Genomic DNA, 16,804 nt, shown 5'->3' with positions numbered 1-16,804 from the left:
CACGGCGAGCTCATAGGCTACGCCTAGCGAGCGGCAGATCTCCCCCCTCGCCGGGGCTCAGAAGCTGAATTCTTCGCAGTGCAGGTGGCGGCGAGGCAGTCCCGCAGCGCGCAGCGCCGAAGTCGTCGCTGCGGTCAGCGCCGGGCCGGCGCAGAGATAGACATCCCGGCCCGCGAGGTCCGGCACCTGCGCGAGCAGATTCGCGGGCGTGACGGCGCTGCGAGGGTCGGCGGACCGACCTGTCCAATAGATCAGCGCCGCCCCACGCTGCCGGGCAATCGCTTCGAGCTCCCGACGGAACAGGATGTCCTCGATCGTGGGTGCGCGATAGATGAGAGTCAGCGGTCCACCGCGGTGCGACAGCGACTCGAAGAGGGCTCGCATGGGGGTGATGCCGACGCCACCTGCGATGAGCAGCACTCCCCGTCGTGTACGCCGACGCTCGGTCATGGCACCGTAGGGACCTTCAGCCACAACGAAGGTCCCCGGTCTCAAGAAGCGCAGGGCGCGAGTCCCGTCGCCCACAGCTTTGACGGTGAGGCGGAGGCTGCCATCAGCGGGGGGAGCCGAGAGCGAGAACGGATGTGCTGTCAACCAGGTGCGGGGGGTGACGAATCGCCAGCGGAAGAACTGACCCGGCTGAGCGTCGAGATCCCTCAGGGCGACACCGCTGATGAAGATGCTCACCACCCCCTCGCCCTCGGGAACGACGGCGGTGACACGCAGTCGGTGCCGGGCCGCATGAAGAAGTGGTGCGAGGACCCGGTAGCGGATGAGCAGCGCGAAGCTTAGGGTGTACGCAATGCTCCACGCGATCTGAATCTCCGGGTGACCGGCGAGGTCGGGACCGGCGAGCTCGTGCGCGAACGCGAGCGCGATGGCCACGTAGGTGAGCAGGTGGATGGCATGCCACGTCTCGTAGCGGAGTCGACGGCGCGCGCTGCGAGCGGAGGCGATTCCGACGATCAGGAACAGTGCGGTCGACACGGCCGCGGCCGGGAGTCCCGGCATCTGAAGCACCTGGCCTGTTGCGAGGGTGATGGGAAGGTTCCGTGCCTCCGCCCAACCCAGCGTGGCGGCGACCGCGTGAACGACGATGAGTGCGATCGTCCATCGGCCGAGGATGCCGTGCCAGCGCGACATCCTGTCGGCGCCGATGTTGTGCTCGAGGAGCGGCGTGCGCGCAATCATCAGGATCATCGCGGTCACCGCGTACCCGGCCAGAAGACCGGCGATATGCGCCGTAAGGGGCAGGTTGAGGATGACAGGTTGCGGGGCGTGCGCGACGGCCAACCCGATGACGGCCGCAGCACCGAGCCCGAACACGGCGAGAACGATCCGTGTCGTGAGCAGGTGGGGTGTCGTCGTCGGCGCGAGGGGCCGGGAGCGTGGGAGGCTGGCGCGCGGGGGCGCCGCCTCAGCCACGGCCATGTATGCGCCCGTCCCCGTGTCCGTGCTCGCTCCGATCACGTCTGTTGTCCGTCGGCGGAGTCGTTGTCTCAGCAGGCACGCGCAATGGAGGCGCTTCGGCTGCGGGTGCCGAGACAGGCGATAGGGCGGGCCCATTGCTCCCGAGGGTCACTCCGTACACGACGGCGCCCACCACGAGGGAGACGGATGTCATCGCGGAGATCATCCCCCACAGCCCCCTGTGGGGTGTGCGATGTGTGCCCCGTCCGCGGCGTGCCACGCCGGAGTCTTCCGAGGGCGCTGCGAGTTCGTGCGGCATGTCCCAGGCCGCTCAGGAGGTGCTCGTGGAGGACGGCGTCGGCGTCGGTGTGGGTGTGGGTGTCGAGTTCGTGTCCTCGTCAGCCTCCTCACGGTCTCGGCGCTCGCGCTGGTCGCTCGAGCCGTCACCGTGACGCTCGCTCGACCGGCGGTCGCCGTCCGTCCCCGAGCGGTCGGAGCCATCGGACCCCTGCGACGCGGCCCAGCCGATGCCGTATCCGGCGCCGAGCAGGATCAGTGCCGCGAGAACCGCTGCCGCGATGCGGACCCAAGTGCGCTGGAGGAAGGGGCGCTCTTCCGGACGCGTGGGCTCAGCGACCGCGGCAGGGGCAGCGGTCGAAACCGGAGAGGTCGGTGGCGCCGCCGCCGGCACCGTCGACTGGTGGTTTGGATCGGTGGGCGAGGTGGGAATGCCCTGCGATTGTCCTCCGTCGGACGGTCCCGTGGGCGTGCTGTCAGGGTCGGTCGGGTGCGAGTCGTGATTTGCCATGCCTTCACTGTTCGCGGCACGTTCCAAGCTGAGTCCAAGATTCCGCGACGCTCAGCAGGTTCATAGGTGAGGGTCGACCGCGCGTCGGTCCGCCACTGACGCGCGTCTGGATCGTGGAAGCCCCGAGATCCCACGCAACGCTGGGAACCCGGGGCTTCTCTCACACTCGGATAGGCCGCTGCGCGGACATCTCGAGCGGGCTCGCTGCCGGTGGGGAGGCTACGGGCGGCGGCCCCCGCCGCCGCCACCCATGCCGCTACCAGCGGTCGCGGTTCCCTCCGTCACGGTGGCCACGACGGCGCCTCCGACGGCGACCGAGTACTGAGCGCCGTCCGTGACGGCGGGCGACGAGAACACGACCGATGCGAATGCCTCCGGCGAGGTGAACGACGCGACGACCTGGCCTGCGGCATCCGTGATCTCCACGTCGTCCCCGGCCGCTCCGGATGCCGTCGCCGATATCCACTGCTGCGTCGAGGACGCACCGGGGGAGACTGCCATCCCGGCGCTGCCGATCGCGAGCACGGTGCCGCCCGTGACGGTGAACTCGCCGTTCGCGTCCAGCGCGCCGTTCCCCTCGTTCGTCGGGCCGTACACCGTGCTGTCGCCGCCGCTGATCGTCACGGAGCCGTTCGAGTCGAGTCCGTCGCCGCCGGCATCCACCACAAGGGTGCCGCCGGTGATGACCAGTGTCTCGCCGCTGTCCTGCATGCCGCCGCCGCCCAATCCGCCGCCCTCGGCTGTCGCGCTCGGGCCGGAGGCGTTCACGCCGTCGTCGCTGGAGGTGACGTCGATATCGCCGCCGCTGATGGTGATGTCGGTGGCCTCGAGCGCCTCGACCGACTCGGTCACGGTGAGGGTGCCGCCGCCGATCTGGAGGGCGGCTTCGGCGTGCACGCCGTCGTCGCCGGAGCCGAGCATCAGCTCGCCGCCGGAGATGCCGATGGACCCGTCGGAGTGCAGCGTGTCGTCGGTCGCGTCGGCGGTGATGGACCCGCCTTCGACGACGATCACGATGCCGGCCGACACGGCCTTGGGTGACGCGTCGGCCGAGGTGGTCGTCCCCGAGCCCGCGGTGAGCTCGAGGGATCCGTCGGTCAGTAGCACGTCGGTCGTCGCCGACAGCGCGTCATCGCCGGCATCCGCTGTGATGGTGCCCCCGGAGACGGCGATGTACCCGCGCGTCGCGTCCTCGTCCTCGTCACTCTTCAGCGCATCTCCGCCGGCGGTGAGCCCGAGCGTGCCGCCCTCGACGGTGAGCGAGTCCTTGCCGCGCAGGGCGTCATTGACGGCCTCGACCGTGATGTCGCCGGAGAGGACGACGAGGTCATCCTCACTGGTGATGCCGTCGTTTCCGTTGCCGGTGACGGTGAGCCGGCCGGTGCCGGTGATCGTGAGGTCGGCCTCGCTGAAGAGGGCGCCGTTCACGTCAGCGTCCTCGGCGTAGGCCGACGCGTCCGACAGCGCGTTCACGCTGTCCTCTGCAAGTGCGATCGCGACATCGTCCGCCGTCTGCACCTCGATGGCCGCGCCATCGGTGTTCGCGATGTCGACACCGTCGAGCAGCAACACGACCAGGGCGTCATCGGGGGCGGCGACGACAACCTGACCTTCGAGCGACCCCGACAGCCGGTAGACGCCGGCCGCGGTGATCGTGACGGTCGATCCGTTGACGGTGACGCCTTCGGCATCGGTCGTGGCCGATGACCCGCTGAGGGCGATGTCGACGGCGTCGGCATCCGACCATTCGTCGTCGCGGACGACCGTGGCGTCCTCGTTGGCCGCGAGAACGGCGGCCGATGTCAGTTCGGTGTCGATCGCGGCGACGACCTCGGTCTGCGTCGATTCGGCGGAGGTCGTCGCGGTCGACGCCGGCGCGGGGATGGCGGTGGTCGCGCACCCGGCGAGCACGACGGCGGCGAGAACGAGCGGGGTGGCGGACAGGATCAGACGGCGACGCATGAGGACTCCTCGGGGTGGGGTGCGGGCTGGTGGAGGGAGGTGGGGTGTGCAGTGGATGCGGGTGGCGTGGATGCCGCGGCATCCGAGAACGGTCCGCGCAGCAGACGCGACCAGCGGTTGCGGGGGAGATCGGGATGCAGGGCCGCGAGCCCTGTCGCGTACTTGCTGACGGTCGCGGGGCGGTGACCGGCGCGCCACAGCACGCGGTCCACCTCGGAGGCGCGGGCACCGGATTTGGTCTCGATGATCGCGAGGGCCGGCAGCGACAGGGTCGCACCGGACGCGTCGTCCCATCGCAGGCCGGTGTCGACCGTCGCGCGGGCCGAGCCGTCGGCGGTCACGAGTGTTGCGCGGCGGTAGCGGGTCGTCATGGTGGCGCCCAGGCCGGAGGCTCGTCGGGGCTCGACGCCGATGGCGGCGAGGGCGTCGGCGGCGTAGTCGCGCGCGTCGCCCGTGAGCCGATCGCGCACGGAGAGCTCGTACGGGATGCGGTCCTTGACGGTCGCGCTGCGAGCCCCGCGGGTCTTGACCTCGAGGAATGATGCCTGCGTGTCGAGGTAGGTGCGCGTGCGCAGCTTGAACCGGCGCCGCCGCGGCTGCGCGGCCATCCGGAAGCTCAGCAGGTCGGGGGTGTCGAAGTAGATCGACTCGTACGCGAAGTCGCGGAGCCCGCCGAGCTCGAGCACGCGCATGCCGTCATTCAGCCGCTCGAGGAGCATCGACGCCTCTGCCAGCGGAACGACGTACTTGCGGTCGACCCGGGTCAGCAGGGCGGACTCTGCGACGAGCTCTTCGAGCCCGATGGGGGCGAACCGGTCCAGCGACGGCGGCCGCATCAGCGCACGCTCCCCGCGAGCGCGGCCGACGCCGTGGCCCGCCGCGATGGCGAGGGGGTCGACGGAGGGGCCGCGCGGTAGCGGACATCCACCAGCGTGGTGTCATTCACCATGTCGAGGTGCTGGATGGTGCAGGAGGTGATGGTCGCGCCGCCGAGCCGCGCGCCGAGCTCCTCCTGCAGCTCTCGCTCGTCGGCGATCGCCCGGTCGACGAGCACCGTCTGGTGCCGGCTCCGGGAGAGGACGCGGGGGTGGTCAGCGCCCCACATCACGGCGAGGATGAGCGCGATGAGGCCGCCCGCGATCAGCGGGTCCGCCGCGGGGAGCCCGGCCACCAGGCCGATCGCGAGGGCGGAGAAGTAGTACGCCACCTCGCGCTGCGAGATCTCCGAGGAGCGCAGCCGGATGATCGAGAGCACCCCGAACAGTCCGAGTCCAAGGCCGAGCGCCACCTCCGCCGAGCCGAGGGACGTGGCGACGGCCAGCACGCCGACGTTGACGCCGAGGAACGCGACGACGAGGTCGCGACGGCGGTGCCGACGGTAGTAGAGGGCGAGGCTGAGGATCAATGCGGCGGCGAGGTCGATCGCGATGAGGGTGAATGTCATGTGGAGCTCCTGGGGTTTCGTGGGCTGGATTCCATCCCAATCGGCGTCGCTATGCGTCTGCTATGCGAGGCGTGTGCGCCTCTTACGATTTGCGCGGGTCGCGCATTCCTCTGCCCCGCACCGAACACGAAGGTGCGCTGCACGTTGTAGCTCGTGACGAACAGCACGACCTCGGTGACGATCTTCGCGGGCACCAGCGGCACCCCGAAGGAGGTCAGCGCGCTCAGCCAGACGATGTTCGAGGCGAGCAGCGCGAGCGCGAGCACGGCGTATCGCACCGCCTGTGCGCGGACCGCGGAGTCGCCTGGTTCGGTGTGATTTCCGAACACGTACCGGCGATTGATTGCGAAGTTGACGCTCGCGCTGACGGCGCGTGCCCCGATGATGGATGCCGTGAGCCAGCCCGTCAGCCACGTGAGAAGGAACAGGACCGCGGCGTCGACGAGGAAGGCCAGGAATGAAGATCCCGCGAAGACCGCGAGCGGCAGGGTGACCCGCACCGAGTCGACGATGGGCCGGAAGTGGCTCGACGCGTTCCCTTCGAGGTAGACCGTCTGGATCGGCAGCTCGCGAGCGGAGAACCCGGCGCCGTGCAATCGCAGCAGCATCTGCAGTTCGTACTCGAATCGGTCCCCGGGCACGTCGAGCAGCCACGGCAGCATTTCGGCGGGCACCCCACGAAGACCGGTCTGCGTGTCGCAGAGCCTCCACCCCGCGGCCGAACGGAAGAGCGCCCTGGAGACGGTGTTGCCGAACCGGCTCCGCACCGGCACATCGCCGGAGAAGGAACGACACCCGAGCACGAGTTCGCGGCGGCCGGCCGCGGCATCCGCTCTCAGCTCGTCCGCCACGGCCAAGATGTCGCCGACTGTGTGCTGCCCATCCGCATCCGCTGTCACCACAGCGGCACCCGGGTGGTTGGTGGCCACGTGCCGGAACGCGGTTTTCAGCGCTGCTCCTTTTCCGCGATTGCGCTCGTGCCGCACAACTTGCGCCCCGAGCTCCCTCGCGCGCCTGAAGTGTCGGTCGAAGGGCTCACCGCTACCGTCGTCGACGACCAGGACGGTGGTCTCAGGCACCCGACTGAGCTGCCCGACCAGTTGCGGAAGCCGTTCGCCGGGTTCGTAGGCCGGGATGACGATGATCATCGCCGGTCATCCCGCCACGTAGAGGATGTCGCTGGTACCACGCTCGCCGCCGTTGGACGGCTGATTGACGACCTCGCCCCCGAAGTACATCGTGGAGGAACCGCCGCCGTCGAGGTTGTAGGCGGTCGTCGCGCCGAGGCTCAACATGATGTCGGCCAGCTCCGTCAGCGTGACCCCCCGGCTGTAGCCGGTCGCGCGCCCGTCGACGACGACGAACACGAGGTGGTTCTCGTCGATGAGCCCGACCGCCGTGCGCGGCTGCTCGCCCTGGATGGAGTGGTTGCCGAAGTTCGTGTCGACCTCGAGGTCCTCGATGCCGGCGATCGCCGCGCCGTCTTCGATGATCGCAGGCCCGAACGACAGGGTGTTCCAGACTCCGTTCGCCAGGAGATCCGCCGCGGACGTCATGGTCTCGTCGTAGACCTCGACGGTGCCGTCGGTGTAGAAGGCGAGACCCGTGCGCGCGGGCGCGTCGCGATAGATCACGCCGTTGCGGATGACGATGCCGGTGTGGCGGAACCCGTAGTAGTCCCCGTTGATGGCGAAGACAGCGCCGTTCGCCGCGGCGATCGAGCTCGTCGTCTCGGTGATGTTCTGGCCGAACTGGTCCTTGGCGAAAGCGGAGCGGAGTGTCGTGGCATCGTCGAGCAGGACGTCCGCGACGTAATAGGTCACCGTGTCGTCGCCTGACCCAGTGACCACCTGAGTCACTGTGACGGAGGTCTCGCCGTCGACATAGCTGGAGTCGGTGAGCACGGCGCCGGCATCCGTCGTCGCGTCCGATGCGCTATCGGTGGCGTCGGACGAGTCCTCGGCCGGGGCCGTCGAGTTGGCGGCTTCATAGGCGCTGACATCGGTGATCTCGACATGCTCGACGAGAAAGCGGTCGGCAGCCCATGCGCCCCCGCCTCCCGCGGCGAGCACGACGACGAGGCCGCCCGCGACTAGGCTGTTGCGCAGCCGACGGCGGCTGCGGGGTGGAGTGGGGTCTGCGGTGTGTTCCGTGGCATCCATGCCTACGTTGATACGGACGCCGCCTATGCACGATGTTGCCGACGCCTTTGCGCAGGCCCAGAAGCGCTACGCACGCAGGATGCGCCCCGGTGAAGTGCTTGCGTCTCAATTGCGTCCGGTTGAAGGACTTCGAGCATCTCTGTTTGGCGCGGATCGGGGCCCCGATTCGGACGGATGAGATTTCCGTTCGGCTGTGTGCTCCTGCCTGACCAAGTGTCTGTCGGCGCTTTTGGGGCCAAGTGACCCCGAGGTGTCCCCCCGCTTTCCATCGCGCCATCCCGCCGCTCGCACTTCGCAGGCCCGGTGCCGACCGCTTGCTTGTACGTACAGACTAGACAATACGTACGGAATCGGATATGATGGGGACACGATTCGGGGCGCGACCGCCGGAGCGGGGAAGCGGCGCATCGCATAACGCACCGAAATTCTCAGCGCTTCAGGGGCAACTCACGTTGAGCGCACTTTCCGAATCGGCTCGGGGCGAGTGAGTCCCCGCGATTTCAGGTTCTCCAGTTCGAAAGGACGCCTCATGGGTTTGGTCAGCGGCATCGATGTAGTGAACGAATGCGCCGCGCGCGGCCTCGTCGCCGGAGCGTTCAACACCACAAACATCGAGACGACGATGGGCATCGTCGAAGCGATCGAGCGGGTCGGAGTGCCGACCTTCATCCAAGTCGCCCCCACCAATGTCGCGCTCTCGGGATATGAGTACATATACGACATGGTGAGCCGGCGGCTGGCGCACACCGATGTCCGGGTCGCGCTGCATCTCGATCACGGCAAGACCATCGCCTCCGTCGAAGACGCGCTGGCGGCCAAGTTCACGTCGATCATGATCGACGCCTCGGAGTACTCCTTTGACGAGAACATCGCGACCTCCGCTCATGCGCGGCGACTGTGCGCGTCCGAGATCGCCCTCGAGGCGGAGCTGGGGAGCATCGGCGGCAAGGAGGACGAAGTGGGCCCGGATCACGCCGACACCACGGATCCGAACCAGGTCGCCCATTTCGTCGATGCTGTGGGCTGCGACATGCTCGCCGTCTCGGTGGGCAACGCGCACGGGTACGTGCCGAATGCGCGGATCGACTTCGACCTGCTAGACCAGGTGCGCCATGCCAGCCCCGTTCCACTGGTGATCCACGGTGGGTCAGGACTGCCTGAGGAGCAGCTCGGGCGACTGCACGAGTTCGGCGTGGTGAAGGTCAACGTCGCGAGCGATCTGCGCAACGCCATGATCCGCACGTTCGGAGAGGCGTACGCGGCGAACTCCAACGAGGTGTCGCTGATCCGCGTCTCGAAGGACGCCGTTGCAGCTATCGCAGATGTCGTCGAGCGCCGCATCCGCGTGTTCAATCCGTCCGTCGCATAGCCGAGGTATCCCGGTGCTCCCCACGATCACTGTCGACGTCGGCACCACCAGCGTCAAGCTCTGCATGTTCGATGCCGGTGGCAGTCTCAGAGCGTCGGCGCGTATCTCCACTCCCACCCAGACCGATGCCTGGGGTGACGTCTACGACATGGACGCGCTGACGGCTGCGATCGAAGGCTTCATCAGAGGTCTCGACCCGAAACACCGCGCTGTTGCGCAGCGCATCGCGATCACGGGCGTGGGCGAGTCGGGGGGTCTGGTCCGCTCCGATCTTTCACTCGCCTCGCCGATGATCCTCTGGCACGATCACCGGGGCGCGGACTATCTGGCCCATCTGACCGCGATCGAGCGCCAGGAGATCTATCAGGTCACCGGTCTGCCGGTGAACGCCAACTACGGCCTGTCGAAGGTCGCGTGGGCGGTCGCGAATGCGGATGCTGCCGAGGGTGCGCAGTGGCTGAACATCGCCGAATACCTGGCGGCCAGGATGACGGGCCGTCGGTGGTCGGAATACTCCCTGGCGAGCCGCACCATGGCACTGGACCTCGACGGAAGGGCATGGTCGCCCGAGATCTGCGCGCTTGTCGGTCTCGACGTCGACGTCTTTCCGCCGTTGCGCACAGCGGTCGACGGCTTCGCGATCACGGCGGAGTTCGCCCGCGAAGTGGGACTGCCGAGAGACCTCCAGGTCCATGTCGCAGGGCACGATCACATGGTCGGCGCGGTCGGTGCCGAGCTGAGCCGTGGCGAGCTGCTGAACTCCACCGGCACCACAGAGGGTCTGCTGTTCCTTCGCGACATGCCCAGCGTCGACGAGCACTCCGAGGGATCGAAGCTGTCGAACGGGATTTCGTGTGCCGGCTCGGACTTCACGTTGTTCGCTTCAATACCCACCGGTGGCTCGGCGTTCGCGACCCTGCAGAGCATGCTGGGGATAACGGCCTCGCAGCTGTCGGACTGCATCTCGCTCCTTCACGAGCGCTATCTCGCCGGAGCGGTTGATCTGCGCGACATCCCGCTCGTGCTGCCGCAGTTCCGTGGCAGCCCGCCGCCTACGAAGCGCGCATCGGCGCGCGGGGTGATCGCGAACCTGCGGCCCGACACGACCTGCGAAGACATCGTCTTCGGCTGCTTCCTGGGGCTCGCCTTGCAGTTCGAGGACGTATTCGAACTCTTTCGAACGCGGCCAGACCGTCTCAAGGTCATCGGACCCGCAAGCGCGAATCCGCTCTGGCTTCAGCTGAAGGCCGACCTGCTCGGCATACCACTCAGCGCGTCGCGGTTTCCCGAGGTCGTCTCCCGGGGAGCGCAGTCGCTGGCATCAGGTGAGCAAGGCGACTGGGACTCGTGCGAACCCGCGGATGTGCTCGTCGACCCTGGCCGTCACGCGATGCTCTCCGAGTGGCGCGACGACATCCGGCCGCAATGGGAGTACCTCAAGGATGTGCCGGCATGACGCTCGTCGCGGGGATCGACTCGTCGACGCAGGCCTGCAAGGTGACGGTGCGAGATCTCTCCACGGGCGCCTCGATCCGAGAGGGCAAGGCCTCACATCCGCCCGGCACGATCGTAGATCCGAACGCCTGGTGGGGCGCGCTGCTCACCGCGGTGGATCGCGCGGGAGGGCTGGATGACGTTGCCGCCGTCTCGGTCAGTGGTCAGCAGCACACGCCGGTCTTCCTGGACGCGCACGGCCAGGTGGTCTGCGACTCACCATTGTGGAATGACACCGGATCCCACGCGCAGATGGTCGACCTCAACAGCGAACTGGGCAGAGACGAGTGGATCCGTCGCACCGGGCTGCCGCTGACCCTCTCCGACACGGTCACGAAGCTCAGGTGGCTGCAAGAGGTGGATGCCGACGCGGTGCGGCGTACGGCTGCGGTCGCGGTGGTGCACGATTGGCTGACCTGGCGACTGATGGGCTTCGGCCCGGGCGTCGGCGGCATCGATCGGCTGACCACGGACCGGTCGGAGGCGAGCGGTACGGCGTACTGGTCGGGGGAGACCGGCGACTACTGCCTGGACCTGTTCGAGCATGCGTTCGGAAAGTCCGCGGTCCTGCCGACGATCCTCGACCCCCTCGAGCAAGCGGGGGTGACGGGCGCCGGCATCCCCGGCGTTCCCGCCGGAATCGCGATCGGCGTGGGCAGCGGAGACAATGCGGCCGCGGCGCTGGCGCTGGGGTTGGGCGAAGGCGATGCCGTTCTCTCGATGGGCACCTCGGGAGTCGTATACACCCGGGCATCGGCGCCGGTCCACGACTACGCGGGCTATGTGTGCAGCTACGCCGATGCCACCGGCGACCATCTTCCCTTGGTGGCCACGCTGAATGCCGCGCGCAACCTCGACATCGGTGGCACGGTGCTCGGCGTCACCCACGAGGAGCTCTCCGAACTCGCTCTGCAGTCGCCGCCCGGAGCCGAGGGCCTCACTCTGCTGCCCTACTTCGTGGGCGAGCGGACGCCCGACCTCCCCGCAGCGCGAGGCTCGCTGCATCACGCCTCCCTGACGAACTTCACGCGTCCGAACTTCGCCCGCGCGGTCATCGAGGGAACCCTCGCCAGCCAGGTCGTCATGCTCGATGCTCTGCGGGCGTGCGACGTCACCGTGAGGAGGCTGCTGCTCATCGGCGGCGCGGCTCAGAGCGCCGCAGTGCAGACGATCCTCCCGCAGTTGGTGGACGTTCCCGTCCTCGTTCCTGTCCTCGACGAGTACGTGGCTAAGGGAGCGGGCATGCAGGCCGGAGCCGCTCTCACCGGGTCGTTCCCGTCGTGGTCGGTGACCAGCACCGAGTTGCCCGGCGCCGCGCTCGAGCCGCGCATCGGAGAGCAGCATACGGCGGCCAAGGCCCTTCTCGGGTACAGCACCGGCTGATTCAGGCACCGGCGGACGCCGGCCAGCGATCGCTTCCCTCGCCGCTGCGAGTAGGTTGGAAGCGTTCGAACGCCGGCGCCCGGACCCCGTTCCGGCTATGTGGTGTGTGATCGAGCACCGGAGGGGTGGCCGTCGTGCGCAACAGCCAACGCACCCCCGTCGCGTGCGGTGTCGACATCGGCAGCACCAACGTCAAAGTCGTCGCGCTCACGGCGGAGGGGACGGTCGTCGCCCGGGCGTCGTGCCCGACTCCCCGCGACGCGGATGGCCTCTCCATCGACGCGATGGCGCTGCTCGGGACTATTGAAGAGATGGTGCGCGAAGTGTGCGGCGATCGATTCGAAGTGCACGCCGTCAGCGCGGCGGGTGTCGGTGAGGATGGCGTCCTCGTTGACGACCGACTCCGGCCTCTCACCAAGGCGCTCGCCTGGTTCGACCCGCGCCGGCAGCAGATCTTCCGGGCTCTTCGACCCCGGTTGCACGACGACGATACATTCGACGTCGACAGCGACCCCGTCCGCACGCTCGTCGGTTGGGAGTGGTCACGGCGGCAGGCAACTGCCGGGGCTGCGCACAGCTGGGTGGCCCTCACCGATCTCGCGGGCGTCTATTGGACCGGCCGGACGTTCATCAGCGACACCCTCGCGTCGCGAACGGCGGCGTGGCGCTCGAGTGACCGGCAGTGGGTGCAAGAGCGGGTCGAACTGACGCTCGGGTCGGTTGAGCTGCTTCCGCCCGTCGTGTCGGCGGGCGAGACCGTCGGACACGTCGACTCGCCGAGCCTGCGGTCGGCGGGCGTCATTGCCACGGATGCCATCGCCGTCGCAGGCGGTCATGACCATCCGATCGGCGGGTGGGGAGTGGAACAGATCGAGCACGGTGCCGTGCTCGACTCGATGGGCACCGCCGAGGTCGTCGTGGCGCAGTCGGCCCGACCATCGACCGGACGACCTGCCTACGTGGATGTGTCGCCGGGCATCCGATCCAGCGGCCTTACGCTGCTGCGCGTCGAGGAGCTGGCGCGCAATGTCACATGGGCCGCGCAGGATCCAGCTGTCGCGCGGCACATCGCCGGTCTCCTCGACGGGACCATCGCACCGGAGCCCGTGCTGAACTCCGGCTACTTCGTCCCTGGCCGGCGTGGGGGAGGCATACCCCGGTATGCCTCGGACGCTCCGGTCGACCCGCGCGCGCTCGCGTCGGCCGTGCTCGGAGCCCTCGCGGTCGCGGGCCGTCAGGCCGTCGACGCAGTGAGCGAGCGCGCGGGTGGACGCAGCGGAGTCTGGCTGGCCGGGGGATGGGTGCGCTCGCCGGGCTGGCTCGCGATCAAGTCGGCCGTCAACGGTTACGCTCCGGCGCCGATCCTGGAACCCGAGGTCACCGCCGTCGGCGCTGCCCTGCTCGCCGCACAGGCCCGCGGGTGGGAGCCGGATCCCGCGCAAGCGCTGAGCGGATCGGCTGTCGGAGTGATGCGGTGAGGTAGGAGGATGCGACGCCGGTGCCGCGATCAGCTCGCGGTCACGTTCACTTCGAGCGGGACGACATCCGTGAGCACCCACGTCTCGTAGTAGTCGAACGGTGCTTCGTGCTGATCCCATGAGAGCGAGCGAACCCGCAGCACGGCATCGTCGCGACCGATCTGCAGGTGTGTGGCGACACCTTCCGGCGGATGCATCGCGCGGATGACCCGGCGGGCGCCGGCCGTGACGAACCCGGCGCGGAGGAGCGTGCTGTTCAGCGAGCCGGTGCCGTCGAGCACATCGTTGGCGCCGGCCACCGTCTTGCCTGCCTCGCTGGAGAACCAGTTCGTACTGAACACGGCGATCTTGCCGTCGAGCGACCGCAGCCTTCGCAGGGCGAAGACCTCCTCGTCGGGTCCGACACGCAGCGCCTCGGAGACGTGCTGAGGTGGCGCGATGAACTGTGCATCGATCACGGTCGTCTCGATCCCCGTACGCCCGTGACTCAGCTGCGAATCGAGAAAGCCCGCCGTGTCCTGCACGATCCAGCCGGTCGACAGCTCCGGGGCTGACGCGAACACTCCACGCCGGGCGACGCGGCGGGCGTACCCTTCGCTTTCGAGCTTCGACAGCGTCTGGCGGACCGTGGCTCGGGACAGTCCGAATTCACGGCACAGCTCGAGTTCGCTCGGCAGGCGTTCGTCAGGGGGAATGTCACCCCCGACGATCTGGTCTCGGAGGATCGTGAACAACTGCTCGTAGTAGGGGACGGGCGATACCCGTTCGATTGTCTGCGACACTGCCACACTCCCTCTGGCGGCCATCGTACAACTTGCACGCCCGGTTGCGACAAGGCCGACTGTACGTACAGTATCGACAATCCTTCACATTCGCGATACCTTGGCCACGAGCGTCACTGGCGACAAAGGACAATTCCCATGACTGAGCACGCGCCCCTCCTCGAGAATCCCGACCGCAACCTCGCGCTCGAGCTGGTGCGTGCGACCGAGGCTGCTGCGATCCGAGCCACACCCTTCATCGGGCATGGCGACAAAAACGGCGCGGACGGGGCCGCCGTGGACGCGATGCGCAAGTTTCTCGGCACCGTCAACTTCTCCGGCACCGTCGTGATCGGCGAGGGCGAGAAGGATGAGGCGCCCATGCTTTTCAACGGCGAGGTGGTGGGCAACAGTCGCGGTCCTGCGTGCGATATCGCCGTCGATCCCATCGACGGCACATCTCTCACCGCCGCCGGCAGGCGCAACGCCATCTCGATGATCGCGGCCGCCGACCGGGGGTCGATGCTCGACGCGTCGACGGTCTTCTACATGGAGAAGCTTGTAGCGGGTGCGGACCTGGTGGGCGTCGTCGACATCCGGCTGCCGATCGGTGAGAATCTGCGGGCGATCGCGGCAACGCGTGGCAAAAGGGTCTCGGAACTGCAGGTGGCGGTGCTCGATCGGCCGAGGCATGCGGATCTCGTTCGGGACATCCGGGCCGCAGGCGCGGGCACGCGCCTGCTGCTGGACGGCGATGTCGCCGGCGGCATCGATGCCGCCAGCATGGAAGGTCTCTTCGACCTCTGCGTCGGCACCGGCGGCAGCCCGGAGGGAGTCGCCACCGCATGCGCGATCAAGGCTCTGGGTGGCGTCATCCAAACCAGGCTCGCACCGCAGTCGGACGAGGAGCGCCAGCGCGGCCTCGACGCCGGGCTCAAGTTCGATCACGTATATGAAGCGGATGAGCTCGTGACGAGCGACAACACCTTCTTCGTGGCCACCGGCGTCACCGATGGAAACCTGGTCAGCGGCGTTCGTCGCCGCGGGCACATCATCAGGACCGAGAGCATCGTGCTGCGTTCTCATTCCGGCACGATCCGGCGCGTGATCGCCGACCACCTCGCGGAGCGCTGGTTGGACGACTCGCTCTAGTCGCTGCGTTCTCCGGCAGGCGGCCGCCGCGAGCCGGCCGATCGGTCAAGGGTTCTCATCGAACGCCCCGGATGGGACCATGAAGCACTCCGAGAGTGCTGACGTTTCGCACTCGCGCGCGGAAGCCGCCTAGACCCCGAGGCCGTCGCGGATGAGAATCTTGCGCTCCGTCTTTACTTTGGCGCCCAATACGGTACTGTCTGTACGTACAAGACGTACTAGCCGTACGATCATCGATGCAGATGGCATGTCCTGCCACTTCAGAGGGGAAGTTGAAATGCGACACACAGCTATCAAGGGAGCAGTGCTCCTCGGGGCGGGCGCGATGCTCCTCGCAGGTTGCGCGGCAGGCGCCGGTGACACTCCCGCTGACGGCGAATCAGCCGCTCCCGCCGACATCTCACTGAGCTACTCCCAGCCGCACACCGACCCGTTCCAGAACGCGGAGAACGTCGGCTCGATGGAGAAGTTCGCGGAACTCGGCTACGCCACGATCCCTGCGACCAACGCGGACCGCGATGCGGCGCAGCAGATCACCGACATCCAGACCCTTATCAACAAGGGCGCGAAAGGCCTCGTGATCTCTGTCGGCGACGCCGACGCGATCGTGCCTGCCATCGAGTTCGCGAACGAGTCCAGCGTCCCGATCGTCGCAATCGACGAGGCACCCGCCTCCGGAAAGATCGCCATGATCGTCCGAGCCGACAACGTCCACATGGGCGAGCTGGCGTGCGAGGAGATGGGCTCCCGCGTCGAAGCCGGCAGCGCCGTGATCACCCTCGACGGAGACCCTGTCACCTCGAACGGACGCGACCGCACCAACGGCTTCAACGACTGCATGGCCGAGAACTACCCCGACGTCGAACTCGTGAACGTCGCCACCGAGTGGGACCCGGCGAAGGCCGCCGCCGGTATCGAGACCGCGATGAACCAGTACGACAACGTCGCCGGCATCTACAACCAGAGCGACGCCACGTTCTTCCCCACGATCCTCGACACCCTCGACTCGCTGGGCAAGCTCACCCCGGTCGGTGACGACGGTCACATCGTGCAGGTGTCCGTGGATGCCAGTCCGATGGCGATGACCGCCATCCGCGACGGGTGGCTCGATGCCGCCATCGCTCAGCCGATGACCGACTACATCGACTACGGCGTCGACTACCTCACCCGCGCGATCGCAGGCGAGACTTTCAAGGCCGGCGACACCGACCACGACAGCGTCGTGGAAGAGCGCAACGGCAACCTCGTCGACCTGCTGCCCACCCCCGTGGTCACGATCGACAACGTCGAGGATCCCGAGCTCTGGGGCAACAAGGAATTCGCCCTCGAGGCCTTCGGCGCCACCAAGTAACAGCTCGCGCAGACAGCACACGGCCAGTCG

General features: G+C 67.9%; 14 protein-coding genes. 6 read left to right on the top strand and 8 right to left on the bottom strand.

Annotated elements, in window-relative coordinates; translation table 11 throughout:
- Nucleotides 1-57: 57 nt before the first annotated feature.
- From ACPW96_RS20590 to ACPW96_RS20560, 7 genes are all read right to left on the bottom strand, one after another.
- Nucleotides 58-1,470: a ferredoxin reductase family protein gene (locus ACPW96_RS20590; RefSeq protein WP_425885376.1), complete on the bottom strand. Its 1,413-nt coding sequence runs from the start codon at nt 1,468-1,470 to the stop codon at nt 58-60.
- Nucleotides 1,471-1,741: 271 nt separating this feature from the next.
- Nucleotides 1,742-2,218 (bottom strand): hypothetical protein, encoded by a 477-nt coding sequence (locus ACPW96_RS20585; RefSeq protein WP_425885374.1) that lies wholly within the window; start codon nt 2,216-2,218, stop codon nt 1,742-1,744.
- A 219-nt stretch (nt 2,219-2,437) separates the two neighbouring features.
- Nucleotides 2,438-4,180 carry a carbohydrate-binding domain-containing protein gene (locus ACPW96_RS20580; protein WP_425885372.1) on the bottom strand — a complete coding sequence of 581 codons (1,743 nt, stop codon included), beginning with the start codon at nt 4,178-4,180 and terminating at the stop codon, nt 2,438-2,440.
- The gene (locus ACPW96_RS20575) at nt 4,165-5,016 is read right to left on the bottom strand and encodes a polyphosphate polymerase domain-containing protein (protein ID WP_425885371.1); all 852 of its coding nucleotides are present in this window, start codon (nt 5,014-5,016) and stop codon (nt 4,165-4,167) included. Before ACPW96_RS20575 ends, ACPW96_RS20580 begins: the two co-directional genes overlap by 16 nt.
- Nucleotides 5,016-5,624 (bottom strand): DUF4956 domain-containing protein, encoded by a 609-nt coding sequence (locus ACPW96_RS20570; protein ID WP_425885369.1) that lies wholly within the window; start codon nt 5,622-5,624, stop codon nt 5,016-5,018. Before ACPW96_RS20570 ends, ACPW96_RS20575 begins: the two co-directional genes overlap by 1 nt.
- On the bottom strand, nt 5,621-6,772 hold the full coding sequence (locus tag ACPW96_RS20565; protein ID WP_425885367.1) for a glycosyltransferase: 1,152 nt from the start codon (nt 6,770-6,772) through the stop codon (nt 5,621-5,623). Before ACPW96_RS20565 ends, ACPW96_RS20570 begins: the two co-directional genes overlap by 4 nt.
- 6 nt (nt 6,773-6,778) lie before the next feature.
- Nucleotides 6,779-7,786, bottom strand: coding sequence for a phosphodiester glycosidase family protein (locus tag ACPW96_RS20560; RefSeq protein WP_425885365.1), 1,008 nt, complete (start codon nt 7,784-7,786; stop codon nt 6,779-6,781).
- 529 nt (nt 7,787-8,315) lie between these two features.
- Here ACPW96_RS20560 and ACPW96_RS20555 point away from each other — a divergent pair.
- The 4 genes from ACPW96_RS20555 to ACPW96_RS20540 all read left to right on the top strand — a co-directional run bounded on the left by ACPW96_RS20555 (nt 8,316) and on the right by ACPW96_RS20540 (nt 13,510).
- The gene (locus ACPW96_RS20555; RefSeq protein WP_425885364.1) at nt 8,316-9,155 is read left to right on the top strand and encodes a class II fructose-bisphosphate aldolase; all 840 of its coding nucleotides are present in this window, start codon (nt 8,316-8,318) and stop codon (nt 9,153-9,155) included.
- A 13-nt stretch (nt 9,156-9,168) separates the two neighbouring features.
- Nucleotides 9,169-10,611, top strand: coding sequence for an FGGY-family carbohydrate kinase (locus ACPW96_RS20550; protein ID WP_425885362.1), 1,443 nt, complete (start codon nt 9,169-9,171; stop codon nt 10,609-10,611).
- Nucleotides 10,608-12,032, top strand: a complete 1,425-nt coding sequence (locus tag ACPW96_RS20545) for an FGGY family carbohydrate kinase (RefSeq protein ID WP_425885360.1) — start codon at nt 10,608-10,610, stop codon at nt 12,030-12,032. The genes ACPW96_RS20550 and ACPW96_RS20545 overlap by 4 nt, the downstream gene beginning before the upstream one ends.
- A gap of 134 nt (nt 12,033-12,166) precedes the next feature.
- The gene (locus ACPW96_RS20540; RefSeq protein WP_425885358.1) at nt 12,167-13,510 is read left to right on the top strand and encodes an FGGY-family carbohydrate kinase; all 1,344 of its coding nucleotides are present in this window, start codon (nt 12,167-12,169) and stop codon (nt 13,508-13,510) included.
- A gap of 29 nt (nt 13,511-13,539) precedes the next feature.
- Here ACPW96_RS20540 and ACPW96_RS20535 read toward each other — a convergent pair whose 3' ends face one another.
- Nucleotides 13,540-14,292: a GntR family transcriptional regulator gene (locus ACPW96_RS20535; RefSeq protein ID WP_425885357.1), complete on the bottom strand. Its 753-nt coding sequence runs from the start codon at nt 14,290-14,292 to the stop codon at nt 13,540-13,542.
- 138 nt (nt 14,293-14,430) lie between these two features.
- Between ACPW96_RS20535 and glpX the strand changes: the two genes are divergently transcribed.
- Together glpX and ACPW96_RS20525 are read left to right on the top strand one after the other, a co-directional pair.
- Nucleotides 14,431-15,423 carry a class II fructose-bisphosphatase gene (gene glpX / locus ACPW96_RS20530; protein WP_425885355.1) on the top strand — a complete coding sequence of 331 codons (993 nt, stop codon included), beginning with the start codon at nt 14,431-14,433 and terminating at the stop codon, nt 15,421-15,423.
- Between the two features lie 277 nt (nt 15,424-15,700).
- Complete coding sequence (locus tag ACPW96_RS20525; RefSeq protein WP_425885353.1) at nt 15,701-16,774, top strand: sugar ABC transporter substrate-binding protein; 1,074 nt, start codon at nt 15,701-15,703, stop codon at nt 16,772-16,774.
- Nucleotides 16,775-16,804: the final 30 nt, after the last annotated feature.

Origin of the sequence: Micromonospora sp. DT81.3, assembly GCF_049847225.1 — a bacterium.
GTDB lineage: Bacteria > Actinomycetota > Actinomycetes > Actinomycetales > Microbacteriaceae > Microbacterium.
The sequence above is the reverse complement of the archived record's forward strand: the minus strand, read 5'-3'. Positions and strand labels throughout refer to the sequence as shown.